Origin of the sequence: Vibrio sp. Vb1166 (assembly GCF_033338695.1) — a bacterium.
GTDB lineage: Bacteria > Pseudomonadota > Gammaproteobacteria > Enterobacterales > Vibrionaceae > Vibrio > Vibrio alginolyticus.
This window is the reverse complement of the sequence record NZ_JAWOTE010000012.1, coordinates 97666-113667: the sequence shown is the minus strand read 5'-3', so window position 1 is coordinate 113667 and position 16002 is coordinate 97666. Positions and strand designations below refer to the sequence as shown.

Here is a 16002-nt window from a genome sequence, read left to right as displayed (position 1 = left end):
TCTCCCCCTTTCTCTTGTTAAGTGGCTTAAGTCATTACTTCAGTGCGTTGATAGCAACACCCGTTTGGTAGAGGATCTGCGTTGCTGCAGTCCACGTACTTAATGCATCACGGTAGTCGGTATCAATTGGCACAACAATAGTATCGCCAGCTTTTAACCCTTCTTTATTGTTTCCGAACCAATAACCTGATGAAGGCTTGTAAACAGAACCATCTGCACGCACTACAAAAATACGGTCTTCGTCCGCTTGTTTCTTAGCTCCACCCGCTTTGTTCAAGTAATCATCAACATCAAGTTTGTTGTCTAACAAGTAGGTAATTGGAACCTGAACTTCTCCCATAATTGATACTGTGTTTCGGAAAGTTGGAACGAAGAGGAAATCACCGTCCTCAAGCATAAAGTCTGCTGAGCGCTCGCCTTTTAAAATACGGTTTAACTGTACTACCATACGGCCAAGTGCTTTGCTTCGACTTGCTTCCTCTACAAACGCTAACGTTTTCTCTGGGTCTGAAATTACAGAGCCCATATTACTATCGGCTCGGAACGTCTTCTTCGCGGTTTCTTTGCGCATATCTGCTGCATATTGGTTTAAAAGCTTCTGCTCTTGTAAACGCAATGCTTCACGCGTAAATATCGCTCCTTGAGGATGAGCAAACTCTGTGAGACCACCTGCTCGGTCCAATAACTCACTTAAGGTTTCACCTTGACGCACGGTATAGGTTCCTGGGAAACGAACTTCACCCTGTAAAGTGACTGTGCTTTGTAGCTTCACATTTGGCTTTTCTAAGATGTTCAAACGATCTCGCCCCACGATAACTGCATCGTCTGAAGCACTGCCTTGAATTGCTTTACGCAGATCAATACGTTCAACATCAATATAAGCACGTTCATCCGCACTATTAATCGCAGTTCGTGCTAGTTCTGCATTAATTGTAAATGCGTTGTAAGTCAAACCACCAGCTGCTTCAATAAGCGTTGATACCGTCATTCTTGGAGTAATCGGATAACGCCCTGGGTGCTTGACTTCACCAAAGACTTCAGCAATTTGAGGGGCTAGCCCTAAACGAGACTGTTGCTGAAGTTGTAACAACACAGGGGCAAGTAAAGTGCGACGAGTATTTTGCTTCAGCTTTTCAAAGTCTTCCTCTGTAATCTCTTTACCACGGAAAATGATTTTAGCTGGTTTCGCCTGCTCTGTGGTGCTCGGGTTGTTCAGCGTACCGTTTGCTGAATGCGAAACGGCAACAGAAGAGCTCATCACTTCTTGCTCTTTCTGTTGTTCCAGCTCAGCTTGCTCTTGCGCTTGCTCCAATGTTTTTGCTTTTGCAACAGCCTCTTGTGTTGCCAATGTATCCAAGTCTTCGTTATTAAAGCGGTTGAAAACCAATATACGATCTCGTGATTGTAACTGGAGGTTGTCTTGGCTACCTGGTGATAGAATTGCGTTGGCTAAGCTTAGTTGGAACACTTCAATATCACGTTGCGGATTAATCTCTCTAACCACAACCGCATAGTTAACATCCGCTGTAGAATTAAAAGCTGAGTCAACAGATTTGAAAAGATCAGCAACACGAAGACCATTGCGCCATTCCACATAGCCAGGATGACGAACATCTCCCTCTATCTGTACGTAACGAGTAAGCTCTTCGCTTTTTTTCAAGATCTTGATGGCATCGCCATTTTTAACTTTACTCTGTCGATCTTGCGTTTTATTGAAATCAAGCGTCAGAGCCTCACGAGCGCCATGTGAAGCGTAGCGTTTTATCTCCAATTGCTCGACATGGGCATTCGCAGTAAAACCACCAGCCATCTGAATAAGTTGCTGATATGTTTCACCTTGCTTGACTTCATAAATTGCAGGGCGGTTGATTTCGCCTTCTATAGACACTGTATCGTTAACAGAGCCAATTAAAACAACATCATCCGGTAGCAAGCGCACATCATTACTTGCATCACCTTTTAGTAAAAGGTCATACATATCCAACTTACGAATGATTTTACCATCACGCTTTAGCTGGATATCTCTCAGCGCCCCACTTTCACCAAAACCGCCGCTGTAATAAATAGCTTGTGAAATTGTCGTTAATGCGCTAACCGTGTAGGCACCAGGCTTATATGCATCCCCCATTACAAACACTTGCATGGTGCGTAATTCACCCAATGAGATATCACTGCGCACACCAATCATTTGCTCTTTTACACGTTGCGTCAGAGAGTCACGAACATCAGAAAAGTGCATGCCAGCAACATTTACCGGCCCAAGTGAGGGGAAGTTGATTGTGCCCGCACGATTTACGCGTAAACGATGCGTTTCATTCTCCTTACCAAACAACTGCACAATGATTTCATCACCTGCACCCACGGTGTAATTTGCTGGCACAGGAACATCACTGATCGGAGCAAAGGTGCTTGGAGAACCAGCAAAAAGATCTAAACCAAAGCGTTTAAGCTCTCCCTGCTCACCTTTTTTGAGCCATTGTTCTTCGATATTGGAAGATACAGCGCTACTAGCTTCAGTTCTAGGTTGGATTACTTGCGGATTTTCGTAAGGAGACTTGTTTGAAGATGAACTAGAAGGAATGGAGAAACCATACTTACTCGCCAAGGCCTTTTGTTGGTCGGCGGGTAGGTTTTGAAACATTTTCATTTGTTCTGGAGTGGGTGTTTGTGCCATTGAATAAGACGCAAACGTACTTGCCAATATAAAAGCGGCAATAGAGAAATATCCTTTAAACATGGTATGTCACTATAATAATTGAATAAAAGACCCTAGCCCCAAGTTTGAGCTCTAGGTATTTAAATTAGAAACGGTGCTGAAAACCCAATGTAATCGAGTTAAGGCGAACTTGGTCTTCAGAGACGTTATCAACGAACTCAAATATCACCGCGCTTTGGTTATTTAAAGCGTAGTGCATACCTAACCCAAAACTAAATCCTTGTTCTTTGTGAGAACCTACATTTTGTAGATCAAGCTGAACGCTTGAATACCCAGCTAAACCATAAAGTGCAACTCGCTCTGAAACCGGCATATTCAACTTAACAAAGCCGCTCAAAGCGCTATCAACGGCAAGACCACTGTCACGTTGAACTGATGTCCCATAACGTCCTTCGAGACCAATGTAGTCATTAAAGAAGTACCCTGCTTGCGCACTAAGAAGGAAAGGACTCCCCTCTTTTACGGACTCAGAAGACGAGCTTTTCAATTCTGCATTTGAGTAGCTCACTAACGCACCAGCATAAAAATCGGCTGACGCTGAAAAAGAACTCAGGCTCAAGCCCAGTGCACCAAGTATTCCCAAACAATGCTGCTTTCTTATCACGTAAAAGTCCCTAGTACTGGTAATAATATGGGCTGCCAAAGCAAAGTTAAGCGTGCTATGCAGGCCATTAAATACTGAAGAGTTGGCACGCTACCGCCCTGAGGCGTTGAGCGTAAGCCACTGTATCGCTTTCTATATGGTGTAAGTAAAAACGACCTATTTCCTCCAAACCTCTAGTTCTGGAGGAAATAGGCCGACAAATTATGCACTCTTGATAGTTTATCAGCAAGCAAGGGAGCAAGATAACCGCGCAATGTCACGCTGGTGTTAGAAATGAGATCGAAAGCCATGGCAAAATAAGAAACTATTTACATGCTAAGGCTTTTTTATCTAGAATATAATTTGGAGCATTTTTATGCTACCAAACATCGATGTTTTTATACCGGATACACAAGGATTAATAATGAAGAATACAGCTCTAGCTATTCTTATGGCTCTAAGCGCAACCACTGCATTTGCAGCAGAAGAAGCAGGCTCAACAGGCACAGCTTCTGCGTCAGCAACTGGTACTACAGCTGTAGGTGTAGGCGCAGCAGCAGCAGTAACTGTAGTAGCAGTTGCAGCGTCAGATAGCGACTCAACATCTACTTCAACATCTACTTCTACTTCTACTTCGAACTAATTTCGTTTTGTAGAACAGAAGCCAATCGCCCTGAATGACTCAGGGCGATTTTATTTGTAAGAGGGAATAATGAATATCTTCCGAATACCTAAATGGATACGCCAACTCCTCATTCTTCCACTACTCCTTGTACTCTTTGGCTGCACACAGAAATTCAATGATGTTTCAGCAACCGTCCAAGAAGCCTACGGTAACTACATTGATATCGAGATGACACCAGAAGAAATCAATGCTATTCCATATGCCAGTGCCTATTTGAAACTTGGAAATCAAAAACAGGTGTTTGTTGTTTTAGCTTTTGCGGAACAAAACCAACTCAGCGGCAAAAAACAACTGAAATGGGTAAGCGCCGATAAAGCTATGATCGTTACAGAGAATGGGCACATCGTCAAAACGATTGGTCTACAGAGTGGGGACTTAGCAGGTGTTTACGGTGACGTTCCAGATTTTTCTTTAGACTCAACCTCTGTCAACTACACACTTTCATACGATTGGGCAACACAATACCGTTATGGCTTTCCTGCAAATATAACGCGTTCTTACTCAGGCCAAGAAACGTTAACAACACCTATTTCTAGCACTATGACCAACGTATATAAAGAAGTTGTTGAGTTTAGCAGTCTTTCTCAATCGGTCGAAAACTACTATTGGGTCAATGAACGGGGTCAGGTCGTTAAAACCTTACAACACCTAGGGCCAAATATGATTCCGGTTGAGTTAACCATTTTGAAGGGATATAGCAAATCATGAGCAAGCAACTACTCACATTATTCGGTTTGGTCATGCCGCTTTTGAGCATGCCTAGCTTCGCTCAAACAGAAACCTCTGCTATGCAACCATTAAATGTTGAATTGCTAGAAGCAGGCAAACGGCTACAATTTCAAGGGCCGGCTCGTTTAGAAAGTGTGTTAGCACTTGCTAGGGAGCAAAGCGTCTCTCTGCAATACTCTCTTGGTACCACTTTGTTTGATAAATCGGAACGCGCCAATAAGACCTCTACCGCTTTAAAGAACTCGGTGCTCAATCAAATGATTCAACACAATTTGGTTGCACATCCATTCTACAAATTCATTCAGAAGCAGAGCTTTGCACCACGCTTACTGTCTGCGATCGATGTTGATAAAGTTCGACTAAATAAATTCGACAACCCACTGTTGCGCGGCAATTTCCTGCTCGCAAGCCCTCTGCGCGAAGAGAAAGTGTATTTCTTGGGAAACCTAAATAGCGTGTATTCTATTAAAGAGCAAGCAGGCATCCCTTTGCAGAAACAAATAGAGAATTTGAAAAGTAGCATTGGTGCATTATCAACACCACCAGTGTTGATCTACCCAGATGGTCACGTAGTTAAGCCACATCATGGAGCTTGGTTAACAGCACAATATTACTTACCGCCTCTGACATTGGTATATATTCCGTTTGGTGATCTTGAATACTCCGAAATGGACCAAGATATTATCCGCCTACTCACTCAATTGATACCAAATTCCAAAAAGAGACCACAATGATGCCAATTAGAAAAAGCTTAACCCTTTCTTTAATGGGCCCTGCATTGGTTTGGGCTCAAGATATACCCTTTGAGGCTCCCTCGTTACAGCCTTCTCAATCTGATTTTGGTGGTGTTGGTTTAATGCAGATGCCAACCGGACGTATGGCTCCTGAAGGGGAATTCAACTTTTCTGTAACAGGTAGTGATGAGTACCTTTTTTACAACGTCACCTTGCAGGTACTGCCTTGGCTAGAGACAACTATTCGATATACTCGAGTTCAAGACTTGCCATACTCAACATCACTTCCTGATGTAGACAATGAGTACACAGACAAGGGGATAGATTTTAAATTTAGATTATGGGAAGAATCTGAATACATACCAGAAATCGCCCTAGGGGTACGAGACTTTGCTGGTACTGGCTTATTTGATGCAGAATATATTGCCGCGACCAAACGATACTCAGCTCCTCATTTTGGAACATTCGATTTTACTCTTGGTATGGGCTGGGGCTACTTGGGAACCAGAGACAATATAACCAATCCATTTTGTAAATCATCAGACAAATTCTGTGAACGTTCTGAAGAGTTTCTTGATTCTGGAGGAACAACTAATTTTGACAGAGCTTTCAAAGGGCCTGCGGCTTTATTTGGTGGTATAGAGTTCCAGACGTTGCACGCTCCTTTACGATTTAAAGTTGAGTACGACAGCAATGACTATTCTACAGACTATGCAGTTGTGGGCGCAGATGTTGATATGAAGCCCCACACACCATGGAACTTTGGTGTCCTCTACCGTCTAGGCATGGCCGATTTTCGTTTAAGTTATGAACGCGGCGATACTTTAGTAGCAGGCTTAACGCTAAACACTAATTTCAATGACATGCCATCATTCTGGCGAGACACACCAACCCCGGAAGTGGAAGATAACCAACCCAAAGAACTGTCTGATGTTGATTGGGCACGTGTAACAGAAGATTTAGACAAAATTGCTGGTTATCGAAACACGCGTGTTTATGTTGATAACAATACAGTAACTGTCGTTGGTGAGCAGAAGAAATATCGTGACCGTACAGAGGCACACGAAAAAGCGGCAGCTGTACTCCATAATGAAATGCCTGACGATATTGATACCTATGCGATCAATGAACGTAGCCGAGGCTTAGTCGGCGAACAAACGATTATTTCCAAAGAGAAATATCGCGACTTTGCCCAAGTTAATTACATCAATCCGAAAATAGAAGATGCAACCTCAAGGGCTACTACTAAGCCAACGGGAGAATCTGTCTACGATGGTTTTGAACGTTTTGATTGGGGCTTTGCACCTAAACTAGTTCAAACTCTCGGAAACGCTGAAGATTTCTATCTCTTTAGTGTAGGGTTAAGCGGTAATGCCTCATATTGGCTGACGGACAACCTTGAAATTGGCGGTTCGTTATACTGGGATTGGTATAACAACTACGATAAGTTTATTTATGTCACTCCACCTGATGGCACTACTGTTCCTCGTGTTCGCACCATGTTCCGCGCTTACCAAAATGAACATGCTGTAACCATGTCAAACTTACAATTGACTTGGTTCCAAGAGTATTCCGATACGATGGATCAGCAATTCTACGCGGGCTATCTGGAGAGTATGTTTGCTGGAGTCGGTACCGAGTTTCTTTACCGTCCACAAGGAGCTAACTGGGCGATTGGCGCTGACGTCAACGTAATTTCTCAACGTGATCCACAAAGTTACTTCGGTGTTTACGATGAGAAATGGCAAAACGTGCCAGAATATGGACGTCCGTTCCAAGTTATTGATAAAGGCTTCACTGGTTTTGTATCTGGTTACTACTACCCTCAATGGGAATTCCTACAAGATTTGATGATCCAAGTCGATGTTGGTCAGTTCCTAGCTGGTGATGTTGGTACACAAATCAATGTTTCTAAGCAGTTCAAGAGTGGCGTAATTGCTGGTGCCTTTGCGTCATTTACAGACTTGTCTGCGGATGAATTTGGTGAAGGTAGCTTTACCAAAGGTTTCTACTTGTCGATTCCATTTGACATCATGACCGTTAAGCCAAGCAACAATCGTGCGAACTTTAGTTGGCAGCCTCTTACTCGTGACGGAGGACAGAAACTCGGACGTAAATACAGCTTGATTGAGTTGACCGACGAGCGAAATCCTTGGTATCAAAGGCCTAACCGTTCGGATGTGGAATAATAAAGTAATCAAGGGAGCTGCGGCTCCCTTTTTCATATCTAGATACTGAGTCATAGAAGACTCAAACCTATCTTCCTGCTTCCAATAGCGCTACTTTTCGTTTCTTGCTAGAATTCCTGAGAAAATTTTAATCTATGGTGGAAGTTCTATGATCATCGTAACTGGTGGCGCTGGCATGATCGGCAGCAACATTGTTAAAGCACTAAACGAAGCTGGTATTAACGATATCCTGGTTGTCGACAACCTAAAAAATGGCAAAAAGTTTAAGAACTTAGTTGATCTGGACATCACAGATTACATGGATCGTGACGACTTTCTGACCCAAATTATGGCGGGCGATGATTTTGGTCCGATTGAGGCAATTTTCCACGAAGGTGCTTGTTCTGCAACGACGGAGTGGGATGGTAAGTACATGATGCTAAACAACTACGAGTACTCTAAAGAGCTGCTGCATTACTGTTTAGATCGCGAGATTCCATTCCTATACGCTTCTTCCGCAGCCACTTACGGCGATACAGAGACTTTCGTTGAAGAACGCGAATACGAAGGCGCATTGAATGTATACGGTTACTCGAAACAGCAGTTTGATAACTACGTTCGTCGCCTATGGCAAGATGCTGAAGAACATGGTGAGACCCTTTCTCAAATCACTGGCTTCCGCTACTTCAACGTATATGGCCCACGTGAAGACCACAAAGGTAGCATGGCATCAGTTGCGTTCCACCTAAACAACCAACTTAACGCAGGTGAAAATCCTAAATTGTTCGCGGGCAGCGAATCATTCAAACGCGACTTCGTTTACGTTGGTGATGTATGTAAAGTTAACCTGTGGTTCTTAGAAAACGGCGTATCAGGCATTTTTAACTGTGGTACTGGCCGTGCTGAATCTTTTGAAGAGGTAGCAAAAGCAGTTATCAAGCATCATGGCAAAGGCCAAATTGAAACCATCCCATTCCCTGAGCACCTAAAAGGCGCTTACCAAGAATTCACACAAGCGGATCTGACCAAACTGCGCACCGCAGGTTGTGATGTTGAATTCAAAACAGTTGCAGAAGGCGTTGCCGAATACTTAACTATCCAAAACAGTTAAGCACCACAAGGTGGTAGAACCATAACCTGCCACCTTTACTCAAGTGCAATAGCCTGTATCATTCCTAACTATCTTTTTCTCATTTAAACCACTTCGCCCGTACACGAATAGGTAACTAGACACGCCATGACCATAAAACGTGATGACTTCGACCCCAAAGCATATAACCCTGAGTTTAAGCGCCACTTTCTGTCGCCTAAGTACTGGGGCACGTGGTTAGGTGTTATCTTATTTTTACCGTTATCATTAATGCCACTGGGTTTACAAAAGTGGTTGGCGAAAACCATAGCCAAAAAACTGTCTAAATCCCACAAAGGTCCAGCTCATCGAGCGAGGGTTAACTTTGAGCTGTGTTTTCCGGAAAAATCGTTCCAAGAACGTGAAGCTTTGATAGAAAAAACACTCTACACAGCGGCCATGTTCTTTTTTCGCTTCGGGTTACTAAGTTTACGCTCACCAAAATGGCTTCAGAACCGTTGCCAAATTCGCGGCCTAGACATTTTACGACAGCACATTGATAGTAACGAAAATGTAATTTTAATGGTTCCCCACTCTTGGGCTATTGATGTGCCTGCTATCTTGCTCGCTTCAATGGGAATGCCGGTTTCTGCAATGGCAAAGAAACAAAAGAATGATGTTGCTGACTGGCTGATGCACAAGCAAAGAGTTCAATATGGTGGTCGTGTTTATGAACGCTCAGGTGGCATTAAGCCTTTTCTGAAGTCTATTCGAGATGGCTATGTAGGGTATTATCTACCCGATCAAGATCACGGCCCAGAGCATAGTGTGTTTGTAGATTTTTTTGCCACACGTAAAGCAACACTACCTGGTTTAGGCAAAATTGCGAAACTATCACGCTCAAAAGTACTGCCTCTATTTGCGTCGATGAACACTGAAGATGGTACGTTTGATATTGAGATTTTACCAGCGTTTGAGCTGGATAAAGGCGAAGAGCAAGACGCTCGTACCTGTAATGAAGCCATTGAATATTTTGTCGGTGATAAACCCGAACAATATATGTGGGTACTACAGTTGCTGCACTCTCAAGAAGACGGCAATAACTATTACAATATCTTCAAGCCTAGATATGATACTGATTGGCAAGTAAATAAATGAAAAAGATTTTAATTATTGGCCCTGCGTGGGTCGGCGATATGGTAATGTCGCAATCGTTATATATCGTATTAAAGCAACGCCATCCAGATAGCCAAATTGACGTTATCGCTCCAGGATGGTGTAAACCGATTCTTGAGCGTATGCCAGAAATCCATCAAGCGATTGAAATGCCTATCGGTCATGGTGAGTTTAACTTATTAGGCCGCAGGGAAATTGGCAAATCATTACGTGAAAAGCAATATGACCACGCCTATATCTTGCCTAAATCAGCGAAATCGGCACTGATCCCATGGTTTGCCAACATTCCTCTTCGTACTGGCTGGAAGGGAGAAATGCGCTATGGTTTATTGAACGACTTACGCCCTAACATGAAGTCTTTTCAGTACATGGTAGAGCGCTATGTAGCGTTAGCTTATCCAAAAGCAGAAATGGTGGATTCTAACTCTCTCGGCGGGCTTGAAACCTTGCCTCGCCCACGCCTTGCAATCAACGCGGCAGAGCAACAAGCCACGATCAAAAAGTTCAACTTAGCCCAAGACCAACCAATGATCGGACTATGCCCAGGAGCAGAGTTTGGTCCCGCAAAAAAATGGCCCGAAACACACTACGCTGAAGTTGCGACGCAAATGGCTCGATCTGGGCATCAAATCTGGTTGTTTGGTTCTCAAAAAGACTTAGAGACTTGTAACAATATCCGCGCACTTGTTCCGACGCAATTCCATGAGGGCATTCACGTTCTAGCAGGCCAAACCAGCTTAATTGAAGCGGTCGACTTACTTGCTGCATGTAAGACTGTTGTCGCGAATGACTCAGGCTTAATGCATGTGGCAGCTGCGGTTGGTTGTAATGTTGTTGCAGTGTATGGCTCAACTTCACCGAAGTACACACCCCCACTCGCAGAAAAAGTGGAGATTGTTCATACCGATATTGATTGTCGCCCTTGTTTCCAGCGTGAATGTCAGTACAAACACCTTAAGTGCTTGACAGAACTTTCGCCTAAGCAAGTGCTAGATAGTATCCAAAAACTTGACGCCATTACGATAAGCTCATGTTAGTTCGTATTGTTTATACCTTACTACTCGCTCTAGCGTCACCGCTGCTTTTATTTGGTTTGTACAAGAGCAAACCAAATAAGCCTAAGTTCGGCTCTCGCTGGAAAGAGCACTTTGGTATCACTCCCAAGCTAAAAAGCAACGACAAACCTATTTGGATACATGCCGTATCTGTTGGTGAAAGCATAGCAGCAACACCTTTAATTAAAGCCCTTAAGGAACAAAACCCCGAACAATCTATTCTAGTTACTACAACAACAAGTACCGGAGCTGAACAGATTGCTAAGTTGGGTGATTTAATTGAACACCGCTATATGCCAATTGACTTTGGGTTTGCTATCAAAGGCTTTCTTAAAGCAGTGCAACCAAAACAGATGTTGATCATTGAGACTGAGCTGTGGCCAAACACGCTTCACAATGTTCACAAAGCGGGTATCCCTATAACTGTCGTGAATGCGCGCCTATCTGAAAAATCGTGTCAGAACTACGCCAAAATACAGCGGCTTTTTAACCAGCTTCATCCATGCCTAACTCAAGTACTCTGCCAAACGGATTCAGATGCAGAGCGCTTCGAACGCTTAGGCGTTGAGAAAAAGAAACTATCCGTTACTGGCTCGATTAAGTTCGATATTCAAATATCAGAGCAAGTGAAACAGCAAGGACAGCAGCTTCGAGCCCAGCTTGGAAAGGATCGTCCAATTTGGATTGCAGCTAGCACCCACAAAGGCGAGGACGAACAGGTATTAGATGCACATAGACAAGTTTTAAAATCTCATCTAAATGCATTACTTATTTTGGTTCCTCGCCATCCGGAACGATTTGATGATGTATTCACGCTTTGCCAACAGCAAGGATTTAAAACTGTGCGTCGTACTTCAACGCATGCAGTAAAGACGAATACTCAAGTATATCTCGGCGATACAATGGGTGAGATGCTAACGTTGATGGGCGCAGCGGACATCTGCTTTATGGGCGGTAGCCTAGTTGGAGATAAAGTCGGTGGGCATAATGTGCTAGAGCCCGCAGCACTGGGAGTACCAGTAATCACGGGACCAAGCTATTACAACTTCCAAGATCTGGTTGTTAAGATGCTTCATAAGAAAGTTATCAAACTGATTGAGTCACCTAACGATATGAGTCTAAAGGTTGAAGCTATGTTTCAAGGTGCGTTAGCAAAAAGTATCGTTCAAGAAAACCTCCTTAGCTTTGTCAAAGATAATGTTGGTGCGCTAACTAAGACAATTAGATGTATTGAGAGTATAAAATGAAAGTTTTTGTTATTAACATGAAACGCTCAGTTGATAGAAGAGTTCGTATGGAAAATGCACTCAACAAAGCCAACATACCATTCGAATTTATAGAAGCGATAGATTCCTCTGCGCCAAACTTTCTATACTCTGAACGTAGCAATGATGATCTTACTCGAAAACGATTTGGCTATAGGCTAGTTGAGAACGAAATTGCTTGCTTCTCTAGTCACCACCTAGCCTGGGAAAAGTGCTTGGAGCTAAACGAACCAATACTGGTTCTAGAAGATAACTGCGACTTATTACCTGAGTTTTTTGACGTGTTTTCACATTTCGACACATTAGCGGAACAATACGACTTTCTAAAACTTGCTGCAACCAAGCCTAAATCATTTAAAGTCATATCTTCAGTTAATAACAAACTTAATATTGTACGCTTCAACAAACGCACATGCGGCATTATGGGATATATTCTAACTCCACATGCTGCTTCGAAATTCATAAAAAATGCAACTCAGTTTATAGAGCCTGTAGATGACTACATGGAAAAACCGTATAAACATGGTGTATCCACGTATGTTTTAAGACCAGATATTGTCAAAAGAGCCGATATTCCCTCAACAATAGGCAGTTCTCGAAAAGATAAATCTGGTATCACCTCATGGAATAAGCTCTATATAGAAATATTTAGGTTATACGAGCAACTTTCTGATTTTCTATATAACCTTGAGAATAAAAAATGAGTAATAACAATCCATTAGTCAGTATTATAGTTCCTATATATAATGTAGAAGAGTATTTACCTGAATGTCTAGATTCCGCTGTACAACAAACATATAGAAATATAGAAATAATTGCTATTATTGATGGCTCTCAAGACAATAGCATAAACATTGCTAAGCAATATCGAGATGAGGATCCTCGAATAAAAGTCATAGAGCAAACTAACCAAGGGCTATCAGCAGCGAGGAATACAGGGATAAAAAACTCTCGTGGAGATTTTTTGTTTTTTCTAGACTCAGACGACTGGTTAGAAAAAGATGCAATTGAGAAATTATTGTTGCATTCTACTGGATACGATATTGTTTCAGGAAGAGTAACTAAGTTTTATCAAGAAGATAAAAGATATGAAGACTATCGAAAGAGAAGAATTATAGGGAAATTAGATTTGGACAAAAAATTTTTCTCCTTAGAGTTAGTAGTTTGGAATAAATTATATCGAAAAGAAGTGCTTGACAATATATGGTTCGTACCCGGATTAATTCATGAGGATGAAGAGTTTTATTGGCAGGTATTTACTAAAAAATTAAGAATATACTCTATCTGTGACAATGTCATATTTTACAGAATTAGAAAAAATTCTATAATGAATAGTAAAGTTAATGATGTTAATTACCAAAATAATTTTGTGAAAATCATTGACTCTGCATATTCTACTATGAAAGGCAGTAACAAACTCAAGTATAGTTTTTACAAAACAGCCATTAAATATTTAAGAAAGCTAAAAAATGAATCAATACCATATGAAAAATATGAAAAACATATAAAGTCAATGTACAACATTAGTGATTCATTTTTATTCAGAATAAAAATGAAAATATACAAAGTATTTAGTGGTTAATTATCGTTTCATATAGCCGGAGGAGCTATGAGCAGAAGTAGAAGAGAAAACAAGTGGCTTGAGATTATGGATAGCGCAAAATCTCAGCATAACCTTATTGCATCTCTGATAAACGGAAAGTCCATTGCTTATATAGACATACCGATACATTTTAATGTTGGGGATCTTCTTATATACCTTGGAACGGAAGAATTTTTTAAAGAACATGATATTAATGTTATATATCGTAGTGGTTGTGAAAATTTAGATTTTAAGAAGATTAAAGAAGCTGATGTCATAGTTTTACACGGTGGCGGCAACTTTGGAGATCTTTATAAAGTTCACCAAAATCTAAGAGAAAATATCATATCTAAATTCCCTACTAAAAGAATTATATGTCTTCCACAAACAATATTTTTTGAAGATATATCAAATGAGGAGTCTAGCGCCAAAATTTTTTCTAAACATAAAGATTTCCACTTTATTACTCGCGATGAAAGAAGTTACGAAATATCGAAAAAATTCACAAATAACTATCATTTGCTTCCTGATATGGCTCATAGTCTTCATCCGATGATCGAAAAAGAAGAACTTTGTGATGAACTTCCTCAACAACGACGAATTTTAAATCTGATTAGAAAGGATATTGAGTCACAAAATAATGACTTGAGACTACAAAAAAAAGGGTTTGACTGGGATGATCTTATTTCAATTTCAGATATTAATATCAAGAAAAAGTATTCATCGCTAGAAAAGTGGAAATTTAAACAAAAGAAAGCTAATGACCTTTGGTATAGACTATCAAAAGAGATAGTCTTTCGTTCAGAGAATTACTTTCATATGCATAATGAAGTTCATACTGATAGACTACACGGACTGATTTTTTCATGCTTATTAGGAAAGAATATACATCTTTTTGATAATTCCTATGGTAAAAACACCTCTTATTACAATAAGTGGCTTTTTGGCCTCCCTAATATAACTGTTTGTTCTAATAGTAAATAGAATTAAGGAGTATAGTTAATTACTTGATCAACTATACTCCTACATTTAATTTTTATCAGAATATATATCATAGTGTTCTTTCAAAAATTTAAAATCCTTCTCGTTCCAATTAATACTCTTACGAGAAAGCTCTTTATTAAATGAACGCAGAAGTCTATTTAGATTTTGATGCTTCCAGTCACCAGAAGTTTCAAAACGACACTTATCAAAATCGATAATCCATACCTTATCTTTGTCGTCGATCAAGATATTGTGGATATTCAAATCGGTATGGTTAACGCCAACCTGATGCATCTTGGCAATTTCTTGCCCTATTTTCTGATACATTTCTACCGATAAAGACTGTTCTTGCAAGATACTAACCAGATCTCTGGCGTTTGGGATTCGCTCACTTAATAAATCAGCTTGATAGAAGAGTCCTGACTTTACGGCTCTTGCTGCAATAGGACGAGGAACGTGCACCCCAGCCTCAATTAGCGCCAACAAAAGCTGAAACTCTTGCGCACAACGGGTGTTATCCCAGCCAGAGAACCAATAATGATCGTTAACTAACTTCCCAAACAAACCGCCACGACGGTAATGACGTAGTGCCGCTTGCATGTTCTCTAGTTGGATAAACCATGTCGTGCCTCGCCCCGTCGCACTGCCAACCACCTTGTCGGAGGACTGCCAGTATTCCTCATCAAATATCGGTTGGCTAGGGTCTGTAATGATCTCGTCATCAAACCAGATCACTTGGTTGTTGTTTTTATACTGTCGAGTCATACGCTCACCCTCTAGCCTAAATACCGGCTGGCTAATATATACAACCAAGTAAATGCGGCAAACGCCAAAGCAACCATAACGGCAGCAGAGCCTATATCTTTAGCTCGACCACTGAGTTCATGCCGTTCAATACCGATACGATCAACCACTGCCTCAATCGCTGAGTTTACAAGCTCTACAATAAAAACTAATACCACGACCCCGATCATTAAGATACGCTCAACCATGCCGACATCCACTAGCCAAGCCAAAATCACAGCAATACTCAACAGAGCCAACTCTTGTCGAATGGCAGCTTCATGCTTAAAAGCCGCTTTTAATCCTTGGATCGAATAACCCGTCGCTTTAACGATGCGCTTTAGCCCGGTGTTACCCGGCTTGCCAGATTCTTGCGATTGATGTGGTGTTGTCTTTGACATTGCAGAACACTTATCAGTACTTAGCTATATTCGAGCCGTGTATTTTACATTTATTGGGGATGTCTGCATAAT

15 protein-coding genes are annotated in these 16002 nt (G+C 41.4%); 11 read left to right on the top strand and 4 right to left on the bottom strand.

Annotated features, from left to right (window positions below; translation table 11 throughout):
* Positions 1–34 precede the first annotated feature (34 nt).
* Positions 35–2737 carry an SLBB domain-containing protein gene (locus tag R7E51_RS13955; RefSeq protein ID WP_206957950.1) on the bottom strand — a complete coding sequence of 901 codons (2703 nt, stop codon included), beginning with the start codon at positions 2735–2737 and terminating at the stop codon, positions 35–37.
* A gap of 64 nt (positions 2738–2801) precedes the next feature.
* The gene (locus R7E51_RS13950; protein ID WP_017820722.1) at positions 2802–3320 is read right to left on the bottom strand and encodes an outer membrane beta-barrel protein; all 519 of its coding nucleotides are present in this window, start codon (positions 3318–3320) and stop codon (positions 2802–2804) included.
* A 403-nt stretch (positions 3321–3723) separates the two neighbouring features.
* On the opposite strand from R7E51_RS13950, the gene R7E51_RS13945 reads away from it, so the two are divergent.
* The 11 genes from R7E51_RS13945 (at position 3724) to R7E51_RS13895 (ending at position 14746) form a co-directional block, all read left to right on the top strand.
* A complete protein-coding gene (locus R7E51_RS13945; protein ID WP_031780921.1) occupies positions 3724–3942 on the top strand; it encodes a hypothetical protein in 219 nt (72 codons plus the stop codon).
* Positions 3943–4011: 69 nt separating this feature from the next.
* The gene (locus R7E51_RS13940) at positions 4012–4692 is read left to right on the top strand and encodes a YjbF family lipoprotein (protein WP_005384807.1); all 681 of its coding nucleotides are present in this window, start codon (positions 4012–4014) and stop codon (positions 4690–4692) included.
* Positions 4689–5447: a capsule biosynthesis GfcC family protein gene (locus R7E51_RS13935; protein ID WP_005384799.1), complete on the top strand. Its 759-nt coding sequence runs from the start codon at positions 4689–4691 to the stop codon at positions 5445–5447. The genes R7E51_RS13940 and R7E51_RS13935 overlap by 4 nt, the downstream gene beginning before the upstream one ends.
* Positions 5444–7636 (top strand): YjbH domain-containing protein, encoded by a 2193-nt coding sequence (locus tag R7E51_RS13930; protein WP_005384798.1) that lies wholly within the window; start codon positions 5444–5446, stop codon positions 7634–7636. The genes R7E51_RS13935 and R7E51_RS13930 overlap by 4 nt, the downstream gene beginning before the upstream one ends.
* Before the next feature lie 148 nt (positions 7637–7784).
* Positions 7785–8726 carry an ADP-glyceromanno-heptose 6-epimerase gene (gene rfaD / locus R7E51_RS13925; RefSeq protein ID WP_005379462.1) on the top strand — a complete coding sequence of 314 codons (942 nt, stop codon included), beginning with the start codon at positions 7785–7787 and terminating at the stop codon, positions 8724–8726.
* A 126-nt stretch (positions 8727–8852) separates the two neighbouring features.
* Positions 8853–9842, top strand: a complete 990-nt coding sequence (gene lpxM / locus R7E51_RS13920) for a lauroyl-Kdo(2)-lipid IV(A) myristoyltransferase (RefSeq protein WP_005384797.1) — start codon at positions 8853–8855, stop codon at positions 9840–9842.
* Positions 9839–10897: a lipopolysaccharide heptosyltransferase II gene (gene waaF, locus R7E51_RS13915; protein WP_005384796.1), complete on the top strand. Its 1059-nt coding sequence runs from the start codon at positions 9839–9841 to the stop codon at positions 10895–10897. Before lpxM ends, waaF begins: the two co-directional genes overlap by 4 nt.
* Entirely contained in the window at positions 10891–12162 is a 1272-nt protein-coding gene (waaA, locus tag R7E51_RS13910) for a lipid IV(A) 3-deoxy-D-manno-octulosonic acid transferase (RefSeq protein WP_005384795.1), read from the top strand. The genes waaF and waaA overlap by 7 nt, the downstream gene beginning before the upstream one ends.
* A complete protein-coding gene (locus tag R7E51_RS13905; protein ID WP_005384794.1) occupies positions 12159–12884 on the top strand; it encodes a glycosyltransferase family 25 protein in 726 nt (241 codons plus the stop codon). Before waaA ends, R7E51_RS13905 begins: the two co-directional genes overlap by 4 nt.
* Complete coding sequence (locus tag R7E51_RS13900) at positions 12881–13762, top strand: glycosyltransferase family 2 protein (protein WP_005384793.1); 882 nt, start codon at positions 12881–12883, stop codon at positions 13760–13762. The genes R7E51_RS13905 and R7E51_RS13900 overlap by 4 nt, the downstream gene beginning before the upstream one ends.
* A gap of 27 nt (positions 13763–13789) precedes the next feature.
* Complete coding sequence (locus R7E51_RS13895; RefSeq protein ID WP_206957951.1) at positions 13790–14746, top strand: polysaccharide pyruvyl transferase family protein; 957 nt, start codon at positions 13790–13792, stop codon at positions 14744–14746.
* A 45-nt stretch (positions 14747–14791) separates the two neighbouring features.
* On the opposite strand, the gene R7E51_RS13890 is transcribed toward R7E51_RS13895, so the two are convergent.
* Positions 14792–15511 carry a 3-deoxy-D-manno-octulosonic acid kinase gene (locus R7E51_RS13890; RefSeq protein ID WP_047103793.1) on the bottom strand — a complete coding sequence of 240 codons (720 nt, stop codon included), beginning with the start codon at positions 15509–15511 and terminating at the stop codon, positions 14792–14794.
* A gap of 11 nt (positions 15512–15522) precedes the next feature.
* Positions 15523–15930 carry a diacylglycerol kinase gene (locus R7E51_RS13885; RefSeq protein ID WP_005384790.1) on the bottom strand — a complete coding sequence of 136 codons (408 nt, stop codon included), beginning with the start codon at positions 15928–15930 and terminating at the stop codon, positions 15523–15525.
* Positions 15931–16002: the final 72 nt, after the last annotated feature.

Bases quoted from the DNA above. Each gene is read 5' to 3' on its own strand.
- R7E51_RS13900 (WP_005384793.1), top strand. From the start codon at position 12,881: ATGAGTAATAACAATCCATTAGTCAGTATTATAGTTCCTATATATAAT.
- R7E51_RS13905 (WP_005384794.1), top strand. From the start codon at position 12,159: ATGAAAGTTTTTGTTATTAACATGAAACGCTCAGTTGATAGAAGAGTT.
- R7E51_RS13955 (WP_206957950.1), bottom strand. From the start codon at position 2,737: ATGTTTAAAGGATATTTCTCTATTGCCGCTTTTATATTGGCAAGTACG.
- R7E51_RS13935 (WP_005384799.1), top strand. From the start codon at position 4,689: ATGAGCAAGCAACTACTCACATTATTCGGTTTGGTCATGCCGCTTTTG.
- waaA (WP_005384795.1), top strand. From the start codon at position 10,891: ATGTTAGTTCGTATTGTTTATACCTTACTACTCGCTCTAGCGTCACCG.
- R7E51_RS13930 (WP_005384798.1), top strand. From the start codon at position 5,444: ATGATGCCAATTAGAAAAAGCTTAACCCTTTCTTTAATGGGCCCTGCA.
- R7E51_RS13940 (WP_005384807.1), top strand. From the start codon at position 4,012: ATGAATATCTTCCGAATACCTAAATGGATACGCCAACTCCTCATTCTT.
- R7E51_RS13890 (WP_047103793.1), bottom strand. From the start codon at position 15,511: ATGACTCGACAGTATAAAAACAACAACCAAGTGATCTGGTTTGATGAC.
- R7E51_RS13885 (WP_005384790.1), bottom strand. From the start codon at position 15,930: ATGTCAAAGACAACACCACATCAATCGCAAGAATCTGGCAAGCCGGGT.
- waaF (WP_005384796.1), top strand. From the start codon at position 9,839: ATGAAAAAGATTTTAATTATTGGCCCTGCGTGGGTCGGCGATATGGTA.
- R7E51_RS13895 (WP_206957951.1), top strand. From the start codon at position 13,790: ATGAGCAGAAGTAGAAGAGAAAACAAGTGGCTTGAGATTATGGATAGC.
- lpxM (WP_005384797.1), top strand. From the start codon at position 8,853: ATGACCATAAAACGTGATGACTTCGACCCCAAAGCATATAACCCTGAG.
- rfaD (WP_005379462.1), top strand. From the start codon at position 7,785: ATGATCATCGTAACTGGTGGCGCTGGCATGATCGGCAGCAACATTGTT.
- R7E51_RS13945 (WP_031780921.1), top strand. From the start codon at position 3,724: ATGAAGAATACAGCTCTAGCTATTCTTATGGCTCTAAGCGCAACCACT.